Annotated in this window: 23 protein-coding genes; 22 read left to right on the plus strand and 1 reads right to left on the minus strand. The window is 46.5% G+C overall.

Annotated elements, in window-relative coordinates; translation table 11 throughout:
* Window positions 1-5: 5 nt before the first annotated feature.
* The 5 genes from Q0339_RS07595 (at window position 6) to Q0339_RS07615 (ending at window position 4,836) form a co-directional block, all read left to right on the plus strand.
* On the plus strand, window positions 6-257 hold the full coding sequence (locus Q0339_RS07595) for a hypothetical protein (protein WP_298078218.1): 252 nt from the start codon (window positions 6-8) through the stop codon (window positions 255-257).
* Window positions 258-296: 39 nt separating this feature from the next.
* Window positions 297-1,169 carry a UTP--glucose-1-phosphate uridylyltransferase GalU gene (galU, locus tag Q0339_RS07600; protein ID WP_298078219.1) on the plus strand — a complete coding sequence of 291 codons (873 nt, stop codon included), beginning with the start codon at window positions 297-299 and terminating at the stop codon, window positions 1,167-1,169.
* 277 nt (window positions 1,170-1,446) lie between these two features.
* The gene (galE, locus tag Q0339_RS07605) at window positions 1,447-2,475 is read left to right on the plus strand and encodes a UDP-glucose 4-epimerase GalE (RefSeq protein WP_298078220.1); all 1,029 of its coding nucleotides are present in this window, start codon (window positions 1,447-1,449) and stop codon (window positions 2,473-2,475) included.
* Between the two features lie 14 nt (window positions 2,476-2,489).
* On the plus strand, window positions 2,490-3,434 hold the full coding sequence (locus tag Q0339_RS07610; protein ID WP_298078221.1) for an LCP family protein: 945 nt from the start codon (window positions 2,490-2,492) through the stop codon (window positions 3,432-3,434).
* 13 nt (window positions 3,435-3,447) lie between these two features.
* Window positions 3,448-4,836 (plus strand): LCP family protein, encoded by a 1,389-nt coding sequence (locus tag Q0339_RS07615; RefSeq protein ID WP_298078222.1) that lies wholly within the window; start codon window positions 3,448-3,450, stop codon window positions 4,834-4,836.
* A gap of 141 nt (window positions 4,837-4,977) precedes the next feature.
* Here Q0339_RS07615 and Q0339_RS07620 read toward each other — a convergent pair whose 3' ends face one another.
* A complete protein-coding gene (locus tag Q0339_RS07620; protein ID WP_298078223.1) occupies window positions 4,978-5,325 on the minus strand; it encodes a hypothetical protein in 348 nt (115 codons plus the stop codon).
* A 190-nt stretch (window positions 5,326-5,515) separates the two neighbouring features.
* On the opposite strand from Q0339_RS07620, the gene Q0339_RS07625 reads away from it, so the two are divergent.
* The 17 genes from Q0339_RS07625 (at window position 5,516) to Q0339_RS07705 (ending at window position 19,462) form a co-directional block, all read left to right on the plus strand.
* Window positions 5,516-5,836 carry a hypothetical protein gene (locus Q0339_RS07625; RefSeq protein WP_298078224.1) on the plus strand — a complete coding sequence of 107 codons (321 nt, stop codon included), beginning with the start codon at window positions 5,516-5,518 and terminating at the stop codon, window positions 5,834-5,836.
* Entirely contained in the window at window positions 5,826-7,808 is a 1,983-nt protein-coding gene (locus Q0339_RS07630; RefSeq protein WP_298078226.1) for a V-type ATP synthase subunit I, read from the plus strand. Before Q0339_RS07625 ends, Q0339_RS07630 begins: the two co-directional genes overlap by 11 nt.
* Before the next feature lie 4 nt (window positions 7,809-7,812).
* Window positions 7,813-8,292: a V-type ATP synthase subunit K gene (locus Q0339_RS07635; protein ID WP_070755362.1), complete on the plus strand. Its 480-nt coding sequence runs from the start codon at window positions 7,813-7,815 to the stop codon at window positions 8,290-8,292.
* A 22-nt stretch (window positions 8,293-8,314) separates the two neighbouring features.
* Complete coding sequence (locus Q0339_RS07640; protein WP_298078228.1) at window positions 8,315-8,893, plus strand: V-type ATP synthase subunit E family protein; 579 nt, start codon at window positions 8,315-8,317, stop codon at window positions 8,891-8,893.
* Between the two features lie 15 nt (window positions 8,894-8,908).
* Entirely contained in the window at window positions 8,909-9,922 is a 1,014-nt protein-coding gene (locus Q0339_RS07645; protein ID WP_298078230.1) for a V-type ATPase subunit, read from the plus strand.
* Complete coding sequence (locus tag Q0339_RS07650; RefSeq protein WP_268443285.1) at window positions 9,912-10,232, plus strand: V-type ATP synthase subunit F; 321 nt, start codon at window positions 9,912-9,914, stop codon at window positions 10,230-10,232. Before Q0339_RS07645 ends, Q0339_RS07650 begins: the two co-directional genes overlap by 11 nt.
* A 13-nt stretch (window positions 10,233-10,245) precedes the next feature.
* Window positions 10,246-12,033 carry a V-type ATP synthase subunit A gene (locus Q0339_RS07655; RefSeq protein ID WP_298078231.1) on the plus strand — a complete coding sequence of 596 codons (1,788 nt, stop codon included), beginning with the start codon at window positions 10,246-10,248 and terminating at the stop codon, window positions 12,031-12,033.
* Window positions 12,020-13,402: a V-type ATP synthase subunit B gene (locus Q0339_RS07660; protein WP_298078233.1), complete on the plus strand. Its 1,383-nt coding sequence runs from the start codon at window positions 12,020-12,022 to the stop codon at window positions 13,400-13,402. Before Q0339_RS07655 ends, Q0339_RS07660 begins: the two co-directional genes overlap by 14 nt.
* A gap of 11 nt (window positions 13,403-13,413) precedes the next feature.
* Complete coding sequence (locus tag Q0339_RS07665) at window positions 13,414-14,037, plus strand: V-type ATP synthase subunit D (protein WP_298078234.1); 624 nt, start codon at window positions 13,414-13,416, stop codon at window positions 14,035-14,037.
* A gap of 164 nt (window positions 14,038-14,201) precedes the next feature.
* Window positions 14,202-15,053, plus strand: coding sequence for a glutamate racemase (gene racE, locus Q0339_RS07670; protein WP_298078235.1), 852 nt, complete (start codon window positions 14,202-14,204; stop codon window positions 15,051-15,053).
* Window positions 15,025-15,627, plus strand: a complete 603-nt coding sequence (locus tag Q0339_RS07675) for an XTP/dITP diphosphatase (protein WP_298078236.1) — start codon at window positions 15,025-15,027, stop codon at window positions 15,625-15,627. Before racE ends, Q0339_RS07675 begins: the two co-directional genes overlap by 29 nt.
* Window positions 15,624-16,178, plus strand: coding sequence for a metallophosphoesterase (locus Q0339_RS07680; RefSeq protein WP_298078237.1), 555 nt, complete (start codon window positions 15,624-15,626; stop codon window positions 16,176-16,178). Before Q0339_RS07675 ends, Q0339_RS07680 begins: the two co-directional genes overlap by 4 nt.
* Entirely contained in the window at window positions 16,159-16,656 is a 498-nt protein-coding gene (gene cbpB / locus Q0339_RS07685) for a cyclic-di-AMP-binding protein CbpB (RefSeq protein WP_298078239.1), read from the plus strand. The genes Q0339_RS07680 and cbpB overlap by 20 nt, the downstream gene beginning before the upstream one ends.
* A 21-nt stretch (window positions 16,657-16,677) precedes the next feature.
* On the plus strand, window positions 16,678-17,490 hold the full coding sequence (locus tag Q0339_RS07690) for a mechanosensitive ion channel domain-containing protein (protein WP_298078240.1): 813 nt from the start codon (window positions 16,678-16,680) through the stop codon (window positions 17,488-17,490).
* A gap of 77 nt (window positions 17,491-17,567) precedes the next feature.
* A complete protein-coding gene (locus Q0339_RS07695; protein WP_298078242.1) occupies window positions 17,568-18,101 on the plus strand; it encodes a DUF948 domain-containing protein in 534 nt (177 codons plus the stop codon).
* A gap of 10 nt (window positions 18,102-18,111) precedes the next feature.
* On the plus strand, window positions 18,112-18,534 hold the full coding sequence (locus tag Q0339_RS07700) for a YtxH domain-containing protein (protein ID WP_298078244.1): 423 nt from the start codon (window positions 18,112-18,114) through the stop codon (window positions 18,532-18,534).
* 184 nt (window positions 18,535-18,718) lie between these two features.
* Window positions 18,719-19,462: an MIP/aquaporin family protein gene (locus tag Q0339_RS07705; protein ID WP_298078245.1), complete on the plus strand. Its 744-nt coding sequence runs from the start codon at window positions 18,719-18,721 to the stop codon at window positions 19,460-19,462.
* Window positions 19,463-19,503: the final 41 nt, after the last annotated feature.

Consider the following 19,503-nt stretch of genomic DNA (forward strand, 5'->3'; position numbering starts at 1 on the left):
AAAAGATGCCGACACACGATGCAAGCCAAGACCTCAGCCGTAAAATTAATCGGCGCCTGACCCGTAGTGGTTGGGTCTATATGCTAGGCCTAGTGGCTTTCCTCTTTGTAGCCATCTACGCCTTCAATCAACTCTTTCAATTGCCGATGAAGAAGAAGACGGCTGAAATTGAAAGCCTCAATAGTCGTATCGAAGAAATGGAGTCGCGCTTAGAACAGGTAGAGGCGAGTCTCTCCGTTGAAGTACCTTCAGAATAGGCCTTAGGCCATTAAACTTCATGAAAAGGAGTAAGGGAAATGGTAAAAGTTAAGAAAGCTGTCATTCCAGCCGCAGGTTATGGGACGCGCTTCCTGCCAGCCACCAAGGCCATGGCTAAGGAAATGTTACCAATCGTGGATAAACCAACCATCCAATTTATTGTGGAAGAAGCTATTGAAGCTGGTATTGAAGATATCCTAATCGTCACTGGTAAGAGCAAACGTCCAATTGAAGACCACTTCGATTCCAACATTGAATTGGAAGAACACTTGCGTAAGCAGGGCAAGGACGCCTTACTGGAATTGGTCAAGCCAACCAATGTCAACCTTTTCTTCGTTCGTCAGTCCTATCCTATGGGTTTGGGCCATGCCATTCTGCAAGCTAAGGCCTTTGTAGGCAATGAACCTTTTGTGGTTATGCTTGGGGATGACATTATGCAGGCTCAGGAGCCTCTAACCAAACAATTGATTGATGTCTATGAGAAGACACATGCTTCTAACATTGCAGTCATGGAAGTGCCTCATGAAGAGACGTCTAAGTACGGGATTATTGCACCTGAGCGTGAGCTAGAAGATGGGATTTACAATGTAGAATACTTTGTAGAAAAACCTAAGCCAGAGGATGCCCCAAGTGACCTAGCCATTATTGGTCGCTACTTGTTGACGCCGGAGATTTTTGAAATTCTTGAGAATCAAGCGCCTGGTGCAGGTGGCGAAATTCAGTTGACGGATGCGATTGATACCCTTAACAAGACCCAAAGAGTCTTTGCTAAACGTTTTGATGGCAAACGTTACGATATTGGTAATAAGTTAGGTTTCTTGGAAATGAGTATTGAGTATGGGCTCAAGCACCCAGAAATCAAAGAGGGTCTCCGTGACTATCTCTTAAACATTGCTGAGAATTTAGAATAATTAGATTAAGGGGTTGAAAGCTTGCTTTCAGCCTCTTTTCTTATATCGGCTTTGGAACAAGGGGGGGACCAAGGGTGGGGTGCAAATAAATATCTCAATAATTATCACAATATTTTGAAGTTGCTCATAAACCCTTTCGTAGCTTGGAAGATAAGAGCGTTACTATCTGGTAACTAAATCTAAAAAAACTATAAAATTCTGATTTAGGACTCTCTCTTGGCCTTAAAATGTGCTATAATGAGACTGTTCAATAAAAATATGTAATAGGGGTGTTCCTATGGCAATTCTCGTAACAGGTGGGGCAGGTTATATCGGTAGTCATACCGTCGTGGAATTATTAGCTGCTGGCCATGAAGTTGTAATTGTTGATAATTTTTCTAATTCTAAACCAGAAGTATTAAATCGTATTCGCCAAATCTCAGGTAAGGACTTTGCTTTTTACCAAGTGGATGTTTTAGACAAGGACGCCATGCGCCAAGTCTTCAAGGAAAATGATATTCAAGCAGTCATTCATTTCTCAGGCTATAAGGCGGTAGGGGAATCCGTTGCGGAGCCGATCAAGTATTACCACAATAACGTAGGTGGTGCCATCGCCTTAGTGGAAGTTATGAATGAATTTGGCGTGAAACATATCGTCTTCTCTAGTTCGGCAACTGTCTATGGGCTCAATAATCCGTCGCCTTTAACCGAAGATATGCCGACTCATACTGCTAACAGCCCTTATGGCTCAACCATGGTGATGAAAGAGCAGATTTTCCGTGACTTAGCTGTTTCTGATCCAGACTGGTCCATTACTATCCTGCGCTACTTTAACCCAATTGGGGCCCATGCCTCTGGCCGTATTGGTGAAGACCCACAAGGGATTCCTAATAACTTAATGCCTTATATTACCCAGGTAGCGGTTGGTAAATTGCCTGCTCTTAGTGTCTTCGGGAATGACTACCCAACGCCTGATGGGACTGGGGTTCGCGACTATATTCACGTAGTAGACTTGTCTCTAGGTCACCTCAAGGCCTTAGATCGCAACTTGACGGTCAAAGGGGTCGAAATCTATAACCTAGGGACCGGCGAGGGTTATAGTGTCTTGGACTTAATCAAAGCCTTCGAAGAAGCCAATGGCATTAAGGTCAATTACAAGATTGTCAATCGCCGTCCTGGTGATGTGGCAACCTGCTATTCTGATGCTAGCCGGGCTAACCAACTCTTGGGCTGGTACGCTCAACGAAACTTGGTCGATATGTGCCGGGATTCTTGGAAATGGCAGAAAGAAAACCCACAAGGTTATGATGTTATCTCTCAAGCATAAGATGGAGGACTGTTTTGAAAGAAAGACGTACAAAACGGTCAATGCCTTCTTCCTATTATGAGTACGATAATCGTAACTATCGGCGTAGTCGCCTGTTAGTGCTGATTATCTTCTTCTTGATGATTATTGGAGTAGTTTGTTTCTTCTATGTAAGTTTTGTATTACGAAATATTAGTTCAGCCTATGAACCTTTGGTTGAAGTGGCAAGTAGCCCAGCTAATGCTGAATCGAGCTTACCAGAGCGTATTCGAGAGCGTAAACCACTCACCCTCTTGTGGCTAGGTGTGGATGATAATGAATCGGGACGTTTGGTTTCAGAGGAGACGCGTTTGATTAGCCTCAGTCTGCTAGAAGTAGGGCAAGGAGAGAGCACCCGCCTACAGATTCCGAGTGAATCCACGCTTAAGGAAGGGGCTAGTCTACCAGCTGGTAAATTAGGTCAAGTTTTCATGATGAAACCATTACAATCAATTGAAAAAGCAACACATGAGTTGCTTAATGTGCCGATTGATTATACAATAGAAGTCAGGTTTTCTAAGCTTCGTCCCCTAATTGATCGATTGGGTGGCGTTACCTTAGTGCCTAAGCAAGATTTTGTCTTGGAAAATCGGCTCTTGGCCAAGGGCCAAGAGGTGAAATTGACAGGGCGTGAAGTCTATGTTTATTTGGCTCGTCAGACGGATGAGACCTCTCTCAGTCAAGGTCAAAGACAAATGGATGTCTTAGAAGGAATTATCAATCACCTAGCTAATTGGCAGAAAGTGCCAAGTTTAGACAAGGAAGTTGCGCTTCTGCAAGAAGCCATCCGGACAGATATGACTTTTGATGAATTTTTGGACTTGTTCCGGGCGGGTTACTTCAGTCATATGACGGAAGCTCCTATGTCAATTGTCAATCTAGACGCCGACAGCCAGCATGTCTTGCTCCAACAGTTACAAGAGAAGTTGGAAAATAATTAAGGAATGTGATGGAATGACTAATAAAGTAAAACAATCGCGTAGCGAGCTGCACGGTTCTAAGAAAAAATGGGGACTAGGTCGCTGGTTTCTTGTCTTCTTCTTCTTAGTGCTCTTAGCAGGTGCTGCCTATGCGGCCAAAATGTTATGGGATATTAACCACCTTGCTAATCAAGTCAGTCAAAATTCGACTGAGATTGGGAAGAGTGGTACCGTAGAGGTTAAGAAGATTCGGCCAAAAGAAGCTTCTATTGAAACCGGCGATCCGATTAATATTCTCTTACTTGGGACAGACGATGATGGTCGTGGACGTGATACTAGCAAGGGCTATGTAGGGCGTTCTGACTCCATGATTATTTTGTCCTTGAATCCAAAGACACGCACTACTAAGATGCTCAGCATCCCGCGTGACGTCTACACCGATATTCAGGGTCATGGACAAGATAAGATTAACCATGCCTTTGCCTTCGGTGGAGTCGACTTAACCATTGATACCGTGCAAAACTTCCTCAATGTGCCAATTGACTACTATGCCGTAGTCAATATGCAAGGTCTGGAACAGTTGATTGATGCGGTAGGTGGGATTGATGTTACTAGCCCAATAACCTTTACCTATCAAGAATCAAGCTTCGTAGCAGGCGAAACCAAGCATGTCGATGGTTGGAATGCTATGAACTTTGCTCGGATGCGCTATGATGATCCCGAAGGGGAGACAGGGCGTCAAAACCGGCAAAAACTCGTGATTAAGGCCTTGGTTGATAAGCTCTCCAATGTTGGGGCGATTGCCAACTACCCACAATTATTGGAAGTAGTGGCCAAGAACGTCCAAACTAACCTAGATCTCAAGCAAGCCCTCAATATCTATCAGAAATACTCACCAGCCCTCCAAAATATCACGGCTATTCGTTTTGAAAATTTGGAAGATTTGATCTTGAATGAGATTTACTATTACTATGCGCCACTCTCATCCCGCCTCAAGGTGGCCAATGAGTTGCGTCTGAATTCAGGCTTAACACCAATTAGTGCTAGTCAACTCCATGATCCTCTTGGAGACACAGGGGGAACGACTACTGCGACCGTGTCTAAGACTTCTAAGTTGATTATCAACCAGTATCCAACTGGGTTTACAGCAGAAGAACTGCAGCAAGTATCCCAAACACAGGATAATGCGCAAAACTTTCGGCAGAATGAGTATTATAATCCAGTAGCACCAGCCACTGAGTATTATTATGAAGAGCCGGTTACACCACAACCAGTTCAACCGGATCCTGTCCAACCGACAGTTCCGCCAGAAAATACTGAGCAACCTACTACGCCAGTTCAACCAACACAACCAGTTCAACCGGTCACGCCACCAGCGCAAGGATCGGGTAGTGGTCAGGGAACACCAGGAACAGGTCAATAAAGTATTTTTATGCCTCGTCTATGACGAGGCTTTTTCTTATCCTTGTATACAAAAAAGACGACTCAGGGGTGAGACGTCTAAGAGAGTGTAGCTGCTTCATCAGCCCCAAAACCATGGCAGTGGCTTGAGGTGGGTCAAAGGTTATTTTACACGGAGAATTTGCTGGCTATCCAAGAGGAAATCCAGGCCGGAGTCGCAGGCCATAAAACGGAAGTGGCCATTGCTTAAGAGGCCAGTGACATAAACACGGCGTTGGCCCAGTTGAATTTTGCCGGTCTTATCATAATATTCGTAGGTGAGCGTCAAGGCTTCTTGACTGACATAATGTTGGTGTAGACGCTCCAGAACATGGTCCATGGGCATAATAAAAGTTTGGACATTAGCATCTGAAGTCGGCGCTTGGAAGAAGGGTTGTAACAATTGGCGAGTTGCCTTGGAGACATTGCTGAAGAGGGCGGGCATTGCTTTAGTATTTAATGAGAGTTCCATGGGGGTCATCCTTTCTATGCGAAATAATGTTCTTGCGAACACCTGTTCTATACCTCTAGTATACGAACATGTGTTCATGATGTCAAGCATTTTTTTCAAGGTATGGAATAAGGAATGATTTTGCTATAAAAAACGGGATTGTTTTGGTATAATAGTAGGCGTATCCGAGTTATAGGAGGTGCAATTAAGTGTGAATACAACCATGAAAGAAATGCAGGCTATCGAGCATGAAGCTGAAGCCTTAAGACGTGACTATCAAGAACAAGTAGCTGCCTTAGGCCAAGTGCGCGAGGAAGAGCTGGCAGAGGTAATCGCCCAGTTCGACCAAGTGACCCAAGGGCTAGTGGCAGAAGAAGAAGCCCAGTTAGAGGCACGCTATCAAGCCGCCCAAGAAGAATTAGCTTCAACCCAAGAGGCAACGCAAGCCTTGGTTGAGCAAGTCTTGGCTGGCCAGCGTGAACACTGGCTCCAACACATTTTGACAAAGGTGGTAGACAATTATGGCCGTTAGTCCAATGCAGAAGATTACCTTGGTAACAAGCAAGGCCCTTCTGCCGGAATTACTGACTGTCCTTCAAGAAGATGGCCAGGTCCATCTCAATAACCTCAAGGTATTGGACGATTGGCAAGACCTTGAAGCCAATGAGCGAGGGACGTCTACGCGGGAAGACGAGGCTGAAGCCGTCAATCTACTTCCCCAACTTCAGAAACGTCAGGAAAAGGTGCAAAAGGCGCTGACCCTCTATCAACAGCATTTGCCTAAGAAGGGTCTCGTAGCCTCGTTAACCGAGGGACTGCCAGAATTGACCTTCCAAGAATTGGAAGCCCAAGGACGTCAGTTCAATGAACAATTAGCTGTTAACCGAGCAAGTCAGCTCAATAAGCGACTCAAGGATTTAGAAAAAGAAGCTCAGACCTTGCAAGCGGACTTGGCCCTCTTGACCCAATGGCAAAAGCTAGATGTCTTACCTCAAGGAGGCCAAGACCATCAAGTGGTCAATGTGGCAATTGGGACCGTTCCGGCAGACAGTATTGATCGTTATTACAAGGCTTTAGCAGCTTTGCCAGACTTAGTGGTAAAACGAGTCTTCAGCAATCCTCAAGAAGTGGGGGTTGTGGTCTTCAGTCAGAAATTATCCAGTCAAGCAGACTTCTTGGATAGTTTGGCACCTGCTTCCTTCCAGGCATTAGAGTATCCTTTTGAGCGCCTGCCTCAGGAGCAACTGCCATTGACCTCTGAACGGCTCAAGACAGTGCAAGAAACCATTCAAGCCATTCGCCAAGAGTTGACCCAGTCTCAAGAGACGGTAGACCAACTCAAAGTTCAATTAGATTACTTAGCCAACCATAGTTTGCGTGAGGCAGCGAGCCAAAATGCTGGGTTGACTGAACATTTAGCTGCGGTTGAAGGTTGGACGGAAACACGCGCGACGGCGCATTTACAAGAGACTCTCAAGCAAGCATTCAAAGGCTTAGTCGTTATGAAAGTTGCTGATGCCAAGGATGAAGAGCTAGACCAAGTACCAATTAAATTACGCAACCATCCTCTAGTGGCACCTTTTGAATCGGTGACCCGGATGTATGCCTTGCCTAAGTATAATGAAGTCGACCCAACGCCTTTCTTGGCTCCATTCTATTGGACCTTCTTCGGGATGATGGTCGCCGACTTGGGCTATGGTTTGCTGGTTATGTTAGCAACCGCCATCGGCCTCTGGTTGATTAAGGGACGAGAAAGCCTAAGAACAACCTGTAAGTTCTACTTCTCTCTAGGGCTATCCACTGCTATCTGGGGGGCTATTTATGGGTCAGCCTTTGGGTTTAACCTACCATTTAAATTGATTGATACCAATACAGATGTCACGACCATCTTGCTGATTTCTGTTGGGTTAGGGTTCCTGCAAATCATGACTGGGCTCTTCCTCAATACCTATCAGAAAGCCAAACGACGTGACTTCCATGAAGCTTATGCTAATGGTTTGGCTTGGATTTTCATTTTGCTAGGCTTAGTCGCTATGATTCTGGGGCCAATGATTCCAGGCGCAGCTTGGTTAGGCACAGTTGGTCAAATCCTAGCGATTGTCAATGCTATTGGGATTGTCCTCAGCTCCATCATCAAGGCTAAGAGCCTAGGGGGACTGGGTTCAGGTCTCTACAATCTCTATGGGATTTCTGGTTACATTGGGGACTTTGTCTCTTATACACGTCTTATGGCCTTGGGCTTGTCAGGCGGGAGTATCGGGGCGGCCTTTAACACCATTGTGGCCTTTTTACCTGTGTGGGCGCGCTTTAGTATTGGGCTCTTGCTCTTTGTGCTCTTGCACGGCCTTAACATCTTCCTGTCCATGCTATCAGGATATGTCCACGGCGCTCGTTTGATGTTCGTCGAATTCTTCGGTAAGTTCTACGAAGGCGGCGGCCAACCATTCCAGCCCCTGGCACCAGTCAATCAAAACGTTCAAACAAAAGTAAAATCGGAGGAATAATTACATGGAACATTTAGCTGCATACTTTACAGAATACGGGGGCGCCTTCTTTGCTGGCTTAGCCATCGCTATCGCTGTTATCTTTAGTGGGATGGGCTCTTCACGTGGGGTCGGGACTGCCGGTCAAGCCGCAGCCGCTTTATTGAAAGAAGAACCAGATAAATTCGCCCAAGCCTTAATCTTACAACTCTTGCCTGGTACCCAAGGCCTTTACGGCTTCGTTATCGGCTTCTTCATCCTCTTGCGTATGTCTGCTGGGGTTAGTCTAGCAACTGGTTTGGCCTATGTTTTCGTAGCCTTGCCAGTAGGGGTAGTGGGTTACTTCTCTGCTAAGTACCAAGGGAATGTGGCGACTGCAGGTCTTCAAATCTTAGCAAAACGTCCTGAACATGTCATGAAAGGGGTCATCTTAGCGGCCATGGTAGAAACCTACGCGATTTTGGCCTTCGTTGTATCCTTCATGCTCTTAACCAACGTTCAATAGACGCTGGGGAGGAGGTCCTAATATGAGTGAAATGGAATCCTTGCGTCAAGCTATCTTGGCGCAGGTGACAGAAGAAGGAGAGGCCTTGCTCAGACGGGCGCGTCATGAACACCATGACTTGCTAGAAAAGGCTGAAGCACAAGCAATGGCGGAACGTGATCGCCATCGCCAACAGGCCTTGAATCAGGTGCGTAGTCGCTACCAACAAAAATTACAACAAGTAGATTATCAGAAACGTCAAGCTAAATTGACTGCCAAACAAAAAGTCTTAACAGAACTTTTCACTGAAGCTTTGGCTCGGATGGAAGCCTGGGACAGCCAGCAAATCTGGCAGTTCATGGAACCTATCCTCAACCAATTTACTGGCCAAGCCTTCGAATTAGCGCTAGGTGAAGACACACAAGCTAAGTTCAGCCAAGACCAATTGGATCAACTACAAGCACGTTATCCAGATATGGCTCTGCGGGTGCCTTTACGCCATGAAACGGGCTTTGTCATCACCCTAGGTCGGATTGAATACAACTATCTCTTCCGCGAATTGTTAACCGCTATCTATGAAGAGGAAGGCTATCAAATTGCCAATCAAATTTTTGCTGACTAAAAAGGAGGCTAGGACATGACGGTTCATGACTATTCTCAACTGAATACAGCCATTAGTGTCAAGGAACAAAGCTTCCTCAGTCGGGCTAACCTAGTCCAACTGTTGAATGCTGTCGATGATGAACAGCTAGCTCTTTATCTAGAAGGCACACCTTACAGTGTTCCTTTGGCCGAGATTGGGCAACACGATGTCTTAGACCAAACTATTATGAAGGCGCTGGCGGCGGACTATGATTTTGCTTACCAACAATGTCCAGACCCAAATCTGGTCAATGTTTTTGGGCTCAAGTATGTCTACCATAACCTTAAGCTCTTCCTGAAAATGCGGGCCATTGGTCGTGACTTGTCACATCTTTTGATTCCTATTGGCCCCTATCCCTTGGAGGCGCTCAAACACTTGAGCCTGACCCTAGAGTCTGACCTATGTGATCCCTTGATTGTGGAAGAAGTGGCTCAGACTTGGTCAGAGTATAAGGACTATGAGAACACGGTCGCCATTGATATGGGGATGGATTCAGCCTATTTCCGTCATTTGCGGGTCATTGCTGATCAAAGCGACTTGCCGCTCTTACAAGAATTAGTGGATGCCAAGATTGACTTTTTTAATGCCATTACGGCCTTACGAGCCTTGGCTCAAGACAAGCCAAACAGTTTTGCCTATCAATTGATGTCTCGTAAGGGGACCAAGCGACCTAAGGAAATCTTGCATTTGGCTAAAGACGGCCAGCTAGCAAGTTGGTTTAATGCCTTTAATGCCTTGCCCTATACCAAGGTTTTTGATTCCTATGTCCAAGCTATGCAATCAGGCAAGATTCAAGCCAGTCAGATGGAACAACTTCAAGATCTCTACTTGACGCACTTAGTCAATAGTGCCTCCCTAGATGCCTTGTCTGGCGGACAGATTTTGCGTTATTTGAATGGGCGTGAGATGGAAGCAGTCAATCTGCGTCTGATTCTCCTTGGTCGAGCCAATGGCATTGTCAAAGAAGCCATCGAAGAAAGGATGCGACTGGGTTATCATGACAACTAAATCTTACAAAATTGCCGTAGTCGGCAACCATGATGCCATTCTGCCTTTTCAAATGATTGGGTTTGACATTTATCCTGTTCGCCAAGTAGAGGGACTGGGTCGCCTATTGGCGCAGCTAGCTAAGGATAACTACGGCATTATTTACCTGACAGAAGATTATGCTCAAGAAATTCCAGAAGTTCTGGCATATTACCAAGGACTCGTGACACCGGCTGTTATTCTGATTCCAACCCATAAGGGGAGCCTAGGGATCGGCAAGCAACAGATTCAAGACAATGTTGAAAAAGCAGTCGGCCAAAATATCTTGTAAAGGAGGGGTTTGCTTGAAAGAAGGAAAAATTATTAAAGTATCAGGCCCTTTAGTGGTCGCTGATGGAATGGAAGAAGCCAATATTCAAGACATTTGCCGCGTTGGGCATCTGGGCTTAATTGGTGAAATTATCGAGATGCGGGGCGACCAAGCCTCCATCCAAGTCTATGAAGAAACGTCGGGCTTAGGCCCAGGTGAGCCAGTAGCTTCAACTGGTTTGCCCCTGTCTGTTGAGCTAGGTCCTGGTATGATGTCTCAGATGTTTGACGGGATTCAACGGCCCCTAGAGCGTTTCCGTAGCCAAACAGAAAGTGACTATCTTATTCGTGGGGTAGCTCTTCCTGTCTTAGACCGTGAACGCAGCTGGCATTTTATCCCTCAAGTTCAAGTTGGGGAAGCTATTAAAGCCGGTCAAATTCTAGGTTATGTTCAAGAAACAGATTTAATCCAGCACCGTATCATGGTGCCGAATGGCATTTCAGGGCGCTTGACGGCCATTGAAGAAGGTGACTATCGGGTGACGGACACCGTCTACCAAATTGAGGGTAAAGACGGCCAAGTCTTCCAAGGTACCTTGATGCAAAAATGGCCAGTTCGTAAGGGACGTCCTTTTGCCCGTAAGTTGATTCCGGTCGAACCGATGATTACGGGTCAGCGGGTAATCGATACCTTCTTCCCTGTAACCAAAGGGGGAGCGGCGGCTGTTCCAGGACCATTCGGGGCCGGTAAAACAGTGGTGCAACACCAAATCGCTAAGTTTGCTAACGTGGACATCGTCGTTTATGTTGGTTGCGGTGAACGCGGGAATGAGATGACGGACGTCTTGAACGAATTCCCAGAATTGATTGACCCAGCGAGTGGTAAGTCCATCATGGAACGGACCATTCTGATTGCCAATACTTCCAACATGCCGGTGGCGGCGCGTGAGGCCTCTATTTATACAGGGATTACCATTGCCGAATACTTCCGTGACATGGGGTATTCCGTTGCCATTATGGCGGATTCTACTTCTCGTTGGGCCGAAGCCTTGCGGGAAATGTCCGGTCGTCTGGAGGAAATGCCAGGGGATGAAGGTTACCCAGCTTATCTAGGGAGCCGAATCGCAGAATACTATGAACGGGCAGGTCGTGTAGAGGTCTTAGGTTCTGGCCTAGAAGGGACCATCACCGCTATCGGGGCCGTTTCGCCTCCAGGTGGGGATATTTCCGAGCCAGTTACCCAAAACACCTTACGTATTGTTAAAGTCTTCTGGGGCTTAGATGCTGGTTTGGCGCAACGTCGTCACTTCCCTTCTATTAACTGGTTGAACTCTTACTCGCTCTATAGTGATGAAGTGGGGCAATATATTGACCAAACACAGCAAGTCGATTGGGCTGCTAAGGTCACCAAGGCTATGAACCTGCTCCAAGAAGAGAGTGAATTGGAAGAAATCGTGCGTTTAGTTGGGGTAGATTCTCTATCGCCAAAAGACCGCATGACCCTCAATACGGCGCGGATGATTCGGGAAGATTTCTTGCAACAGAACGCTTTTGATGAAGTCGATACCTATACATCTTTTGCTAAGCAATATGCTATGTTGACCAATATTCTGCGCTTCCACGAAGCGGCGCAAGAAGCCTTGGTTTTAGGTGCTTATTTCCATGAAATCATGTCCGGTACCGTTGATTTACGGGACCGTATTGCCCGGAGCAAGTTTATTCCTGAAACGGAGCTAGATCGTATTAAGGCTCTAGCCCAAGAAATTGACTCAAGCATCCATCAAATCTTAGCCCAAGGAGGTGAACTCGATGGCAGTCATTAAAGAATACCGCACGGTCAGTGAAGTAGTAGGCCCCTTAATGTTGGTTGAAGACGTCCAAGGAGTTCGCTTTAACGAATTGGTGGAAATCCGCCTACATAATGGTGAGTTCCGCCAAGGGCAAGTCTTGGAAGTCCAAGAAGACAAAGCCTTGGTCCAACTCTTTGAAGGTTCGGCTGGTATTAACCTAGCTAGCGCCAAGGTTCGCTTTACTGGTAAGCCCCTGCATTTAGGGGTTTCGGAAGACATGGTCGGCCGTGTCTTCAACGGCATGGGGGAAGCCATCGACGGTGGCCCAGACCTCATTCCTGAACAGTACCTCGATATTGATGGTCAAGCCATTAACCCGGTTGCACGGGACTATCCGGATGAATTTATTCAGACGGGTATTTCGGCTATTGACCACCTCAACACCTTGGTTCGGGGGCAGAAATTACCTGTCTTCTCAGGTTCAGGTCTGCCTCATAAGGAGTTAGCTGCACAGATTGCCCGTCAAGCAACCGTACTTAACTCAGATGAAAACTTCGCCGTAGTCTTTGCTGCTATGGGGATTACCTTTGAAGAAGCGGAATTCTTTATGAATGACCTGCGTGAAACAGGTGCTATGGACCGTTCCGTCCTCTTCATCAACTTAGCCAATGACCCAGCTATCGAGCGGATTGCCACTCCTCGGATTGCCCTGACGACAGCAGAATACTTGGCTTATGAGAAGGATATGCACGTTCTGGTTATTATGACCGACATGACCAACTACTGTGAAGCCTTGCGTGAAGTTTCGGCAGCACGTCGGGAAGTGCCAGGTCGTCGTGGTTATCCAGGTTACCTCTATACCAACCTATCTACCCTCTACGAACGTGCTGGGCGGATTATTGGCAAGAAGGGTTCTGTCACCCAAATTCCTATTCTGACCATGCCAGAAGATGACATTACCCATCCAATTCCTGACTTGACCGGTTATATCACCGAAGGTCAAATTATCCTGTCACGGGACCTCTATAATAGTGGTTACCGGCCACCAATTAACGTGCTCCCATCCTTATCCCGTCTTAAAGATAAGGGGTCAGGTGAAGGTAAGACCCGTTACGACCATGCGCCGACCATGAACCAGCTCTTTGCAGCTTATGCGACTGGTAAGCAGGCTAAGGAATTAGCCGTCGTTTTAGGCGAGTCTGCCCTGTCGGAAGTGGACCGTAAATACATTGAGTTTACCAACCGTTTTGAAGAAGAGTATATCAACCAAGGTTTCTATACTAACCGCTCAATCCAAGAGACCTTAGACCTCGGTTGGGAATTGCTCTCCATCTTGCCACGGACAGAACTCAAACGGATTAAGGATGATATGTTGGATACCTTCCTTAAACCAGCAGAATAGGGGGATGGAAGATGGCGCGCTTAGATGTCAAACCGACCCGGATGGAACTTAATAACCTCAAGGATCGTCTGAAAATCGCCAGTCGTGGCCACAAGCTCCTCAAGGATAAGCGGGATGAATTGATGAGACAGTTCATTGAATTAATCCGGCAGAACAACCAACTTCGCCAGAAGGTGGAAGAGAACTTAGTTGAAGGCATGCAAGACTTCGTATTGGCTAAGTCCGTCGAGAGTGATGCTATGGTGCAGGAACTCTTTGCTGTACCATCCAAGGAAGTGGCCCTGCAAATTCGTCAGGACTCCATCATGAGTGTGGCGGTGCCTAAGCTCTTCGCAGATGTCAAGGAAGCGGCTAATGCTAGCGAAGTACCTTACTCCTATGTCGGGTCCAACAGCGAAATGGACCAGGCCATTGGCTCGATTACGGCCTCCCTAGACGACCTCTTGAAGTTAGCGGAAATCGAGAAGACTTGCCAACTCATGGCAGATGAGATTGAAAAAACACGTCGCCGCGTTAATGGTTTAGAGTATCAGATTATTCCGCAGTTAGAAGAGACTATTTACTATATCGAAATGAAGCTTGAAGAAGCCGAACGGGCCAACCTGATTCGGATGATGAAAGTGAAAAATATGTAAGCCTAAGAGGCTGGGAACCATCCCGGCCTCTTTTATCGTGTGTAGACTTGGACACATATTTTTAAAGATTTCCTTATCGCCAGAGGTCATCCATTTAGTTTGATGGGTATTTGTGATAGAATAGAAGTAAGCGTATTAGAAAGTCTAGTTAAGGAATGAATGTCATGAAAGATTTACCAATTGGCTTTATCGATTCAGGTTATGGGGGCCTGACAGTGGTCAAGCAAAGCCTCAAGCAACTGCCCAATGAATCCATTATTTATTTGGGGGACAATGCTCGTTGTCCTTACGGCCCACGATCCATGGATGAGGTTAAAGACTACATTTGGCAGTTAACCCGTTTCCTGCTTAAAAAAGGCATTAAGATGCTAGTCATTGCCTGCAACACCGGGACAGCGGCAGCCTTGGAAGAGATTCGCCAGACCTTGGATATTCCAGTGGTTGGGGTCATTCATCCTGGTAGCCGGGCTGCCATTGAGCGGACAGAAAATAACCATATCGGAGTTATTGGGACCCAGGGGACCATTGCAAGTAACCTTTATGAACGAGTCATGAAGGATAAGGCAGACTACCTGCAAGTTACGAGTGTGGCCTGCCCAAGCTTTGTCCCATTGGTAGAAGATCACCAACTCAATAGCCCTCTGGCCTGGCAGCAGGTTCGAGAAAGCTTAAGTGCCTTTGACCAGTCAGGCATTGATACTCTGGTCATGGGTTGCACCCATTATCCCCACCTCAAGCCGCTGATTCAGGCGGTCATGGGGCAAGGCGTGACCTTGATTGATTCAGGGGTAGAGACCTTGAATGAGGTTAGCATGCTCTTAGACTATTTTGGTTTGAGTCGCAGTGCCAAAGACGCGCAGATTCAGCCACCAAGCCAGCATTTCTATACGACAGGGGATGCAAAGCAATTCGCCCAGTTTGTGACTGCATGGTTGGAGCAAGTAGAGCCAAGTATCGTTCAGTGCCAAATTGAAGGAGATGAGATTCTTGAAGTTAGTCATCGCAACGCAGAATAAAGGCAAAGTAGCAGAATTTGAACGTCTTTTGGGGCCTAAGGGCATTGAAGTTGTCTCGCTTTTAGACTATCCTGATTTACCAGATGTTGAAGAGACGGGGGATAGCTTTGAAGCCAATGCCCGACTTAAGGCAGAAACCATTGCTAAACTATTGAATTTACCAGTCTTGGCGGATGATTCGGGTCTAGTAGTACCTTATCTAAATGGTGCGCCTGGCATCTATTCGGCTCGCTATGCCGGCCAACCCAAGTCTGACAAGGCCAATATTGACAAGCTCTTGCGGGAGATGAGTCAAGCCAGTGGGGACCAACGTCAGGCCTACTTTGTCACTTGCCTAGTATTGGCCTCGCCTAAACATGACAGCCATGTCGTAGAAGGGCGGGCCTATGGGACTATTGCTCTGGAGCCAAGTGGAGATTCTGGCTTTGGCTATGACCCAGTTTTCTATGTGGAGCAAGAAGGGGCTACCTTTGCCCAAATCCCACTAAGTCGTAAGAACCAAATCAGCCATCGGGCCAATGCCATTAAGGCCCTCCTGGCTAGCCTACCTGAATGGCTTGAGGTGACAGCATGAAAATCTTATTAATGAGTGACAATCATGGCCGTTGGCCTAAAGTCCATGAATTAGTTGAGTATTACCGGCCACAAGTTGATCTTATTCTGCATTGTGGTGACTCAGAGTTTGCCCCTGATGATCCCGTCTGGGAAAAAGTAGATGCGGTGGTAACCGGTAATAACGACTATGACCCAGAATATCCGGATGAATTGATTATCAATACTCGTCAAGGGCGTATTTTCCTGACTCATGGTCATTTCCACAATGTCTATTTTAATAGCAAACGGATGGTCAAGGCAGCTCATGACAATCATTGCCAGTTTGCCTTCCACGGCCATACCCATGTGGCCTATGCCAAGATTGAGGATGGCGTCTTGCTCTGCAATCCGGGTAGCCTTAACTACTCACGGGGCTCCTTACCTTATCGGACCTATGCCATCCTAACTTTTGAATCCCAAACTATTAAAGTTGAGTTCTACGATGATGACAAACATCGCTTGGATCAGTTGACCCAAGTTTTTGATCGAAATTTACTTGAGGAGGCTGGATATGATACATCCCAAAATTGAAGCCTTAGTGGCTAGCAACATGCTGGATTTCATGATTCCAGCTGATAATGTCGCCAATGTGATTGATCAACATACCCTTAGTACGGGGCTCTTAATTCTAACCCAGTCCAACTACACCATGATTCCGGTTTTGTCGGCCGAGTCTAAGTTGATGGGGGTCATCTCCATGTCCATGATTATCAAAGCCGTCATGACTGTTGACGCCATTGAAATGGAGCGTCTGGACGAGCTTAAGGTTCGTGATGTGATGCTGTGTCAACCGGTTCGGGTTCAAGCTAATTGCAATTTAGCAGAGGTGCTCAACTACTTAATTGATCAGAACTTTGTCTGTGTGGTGGATGGGGATAACCGTTTCTTAGGCATTATTACGCGTAAGAACGTTATGCAGCGTCTAACCCACCTTCTGCATTTGACTTCCAATCCTGGAGAGGTGGCTCGCCTTATTAAACTTTTCGAGACTGCTGAGGCAGTGGTCTAGCAAAGGGGGCAGACAGAGACCGTGGATGTCTTAAATCAAATTAGTCATTTAGCTTGGCCGGAAATTCTCAACCGGCTCTGGCAATTCTTCCTAGTAACGGTCATCTTTTGGCTGGGGAGAGGCTTGGTCAATCGCTTTTTCGAATCTAGATTGCGCCACAAGGTCTTCCAAGTAGCACCTAAGACTTCCCCTCAAAGACTCCAGACCATTTGGACCATTGCTAAGAATGCCATTAACTATGCCTTTTATTTCTTCTATGTCTATGCTGTTTTAGCTATCCTAGGCTTTCCAGTTTCAACCTTAGTAGCCGGGGCCGGGATTGCCGGGGTAGCGGTTGGGTTAGGGGTCAAGGATTTCATTACCGATGTGGTCAATGGCTTCTTCATTATTTTGGAGGGCCAATACGAAGTAGGCGAAGAAGTCAAGATTGGTGACATTCGAGGCAAGGTCCAGACGGTGGGAATTCGGACGACTATTATCCAGGGAAGCAGTGGCAATCGCTACTATATTCCAAATGGGGATATTAGTATTGTCAATAACCTTAGTCGGGAGAACCGTCAAATCGTCATTGATTTACCCATTACGGATCAGACCCAGCTGGAAGACTTGGCCCATCAGGTTCAAGTCATAACGGAGGGGCTGAGCCAGGACTATGCAGAAGATTTAACAGCTGAACCGGTCATTACCGGTGTGGTCAATGATACGACCACAGGGAAATTTCATTATCAGATTTCCTTCTATGTGACCAACGGTGCTCAGGGGCGGTTGACAGGGGCCTTTTATTTCCGCTATTTGACTCAGCTTCAACAGGCTGGGATTCATCTCTTGGATTAAGTGCTTACCTTGTTCTCCTCTTAGAATCGTGGTATGATAAGAACAGTAAAGTTTAACGTGAAAGGATTTGAGGCAGAATGGAATGGACAAGCATTGCGGCCTTGATTGCGGCGCTAGCCTTTGCGCTATTAGTCCTCTTTCTGTGTTGGACCTTAATTGGTTTCAACAAAATCATGAAAGAAGTTAAGCAAACGGTGGTCGAGGTCAATGATTCCATCAAAATCATTACCAAAGATGTGGACCAACTCTCAATTGAAGTGGAAGGACTTCTTAATAAGTCCAATAGCTTGGTTGATGATCTGAATGGTAAGTTAGCTCAAACTGACCCGCTCTTCAAGGCCGTAGGCGATTTGGGGACTTCAGTCAGTGGCGTACAGGCTTCTACTCGTAAGGTGACCCAATCCTTCAAGGCAGGCCACTTCTTAAAACGTGTGACCCCTTTTGGCAACCGTAAGCAAGAAGCAGCAGCTAAGACACCAGCAGCGGCGGATGTCAAACCGACGACGCCTACAGCTGACAAGCCTAAGCCTAAGGCGACCGGATCACAGTTGGATTACCTAATCCAGAAGAAACCGTCACACACGGCGGGCGAAATTACACTAAAGAAATGAGGTATGTAGCATGTCAAGAAAATCAGGATTTTTTGCAGGTTTAGTATGGGGGAGCCTTGTAGGGGCTGCCGTAGCCCTCTTGTATGCCCCAAAGGCAGGGAAAGAATTGCGGGAGGACTTGACTGAGCGTGCTCATGAATACAAGGACTTAGCAGGTGAACGTTTTGTTGAATATCGAGACCTCGCCTTAGAACGGGCAGGGGAGTACCGCGATTTAGCAGTCGAAAAAGGGGTTAACTTCTATGATGCGGCTAACAGCAAGACGGAAGAAATCCGTGTTAACTTAGCCAAATCTGCCCAAGAACTCAAGGACCAATTAGTACATGCTGCCTTCCCTTCAAAACAAGAGGAAGTAGCGGAAGATGCTGAGACGGTTATCACCGAGTTCAAGGAAGCCTTAGAACAACAAGCTAACCAAGCAGAAGAAGCCTAAGAAATGCTAACTGGAAACGGATATATCGTTTCCAGTTTTTTGATGGGCAAAAAACCTGATAAGAAAGCGTTTTGAAATACAAAATGGCAATTGAAAGCCCCCCTGACATATGGTACACTTAGCAAAGGAATAATCCATCAGCACCAGACGGTGCGATTTTCATTATTAAAAGGAGTTATGTAATATGTCATTAGGCGTTCGTTTATTTGCAGAATTTTTAGCCACTGCCATGTTAATCATCTTGGGTAACGGGGCTGTTGCCAACGTTGACTTAAAAGGCACCAAAGCGGGTAGCGGTGAAGGGGCTCACGGTTGGAACCTGATTGCCATCGGTTATGGTTTTGCGGTGATGATGCCAGCTATGATCTTCGGTCACGTCAGCGGTAACCACATCAACCCAGCTTTCACTCTCGGTTTGGCTATCAACGGTAACTTCCCATGGGCAGAAGTTGTGCCTTACATTGGGGCTCAATTCCTAGGGGCTATGTTCGGTCAACTCTTAGTAGTGGCAATGTACAAGCCTTACTATGATCAAACTACCAACCAAGCTCACATCTTGGGAACTTTCTCAACAGCTAACGCTGCTAACAGCCAATTGAACGGTTTTGTCGGCGAATTTATTGGCTCTTTCATCCTCTTCTTCGCAGCAGTAGGGATTACCAAAGGGCAAATGTTCGCTAACAACCCAGGCCTGGCTCACTTAGCGCTTGGTTTCTTGGTATGGGCTTTGGTTATCGCAGTCGGCGGCCCAACTGGTCCAGCCCTCAACCCAGCCCGTGACTTAGGTCCACGTTTGGTTCACCAATTCTTACCACTTAAGAACAAAGGGGACTCTAACTGGTCTTACGCTTGGGTACCAGTGCTTGCGCCAATCTGTGCTGCCATTTTAGCAGTCTTTGTATTCAACACTTTCTTCTTAGTTAAATAAAGACCTTTTTAGAGGCTGGGATTATCCCAGCCTCTTTGCTT

The organism is uncultured Abiotrophia sp., from assembly GCF_938010525.1.
Classification (GTDB): Bacteria; Bacillota; Bacilli; order Lactobacillales; family Aerococcaceae; genus Abiotrophia.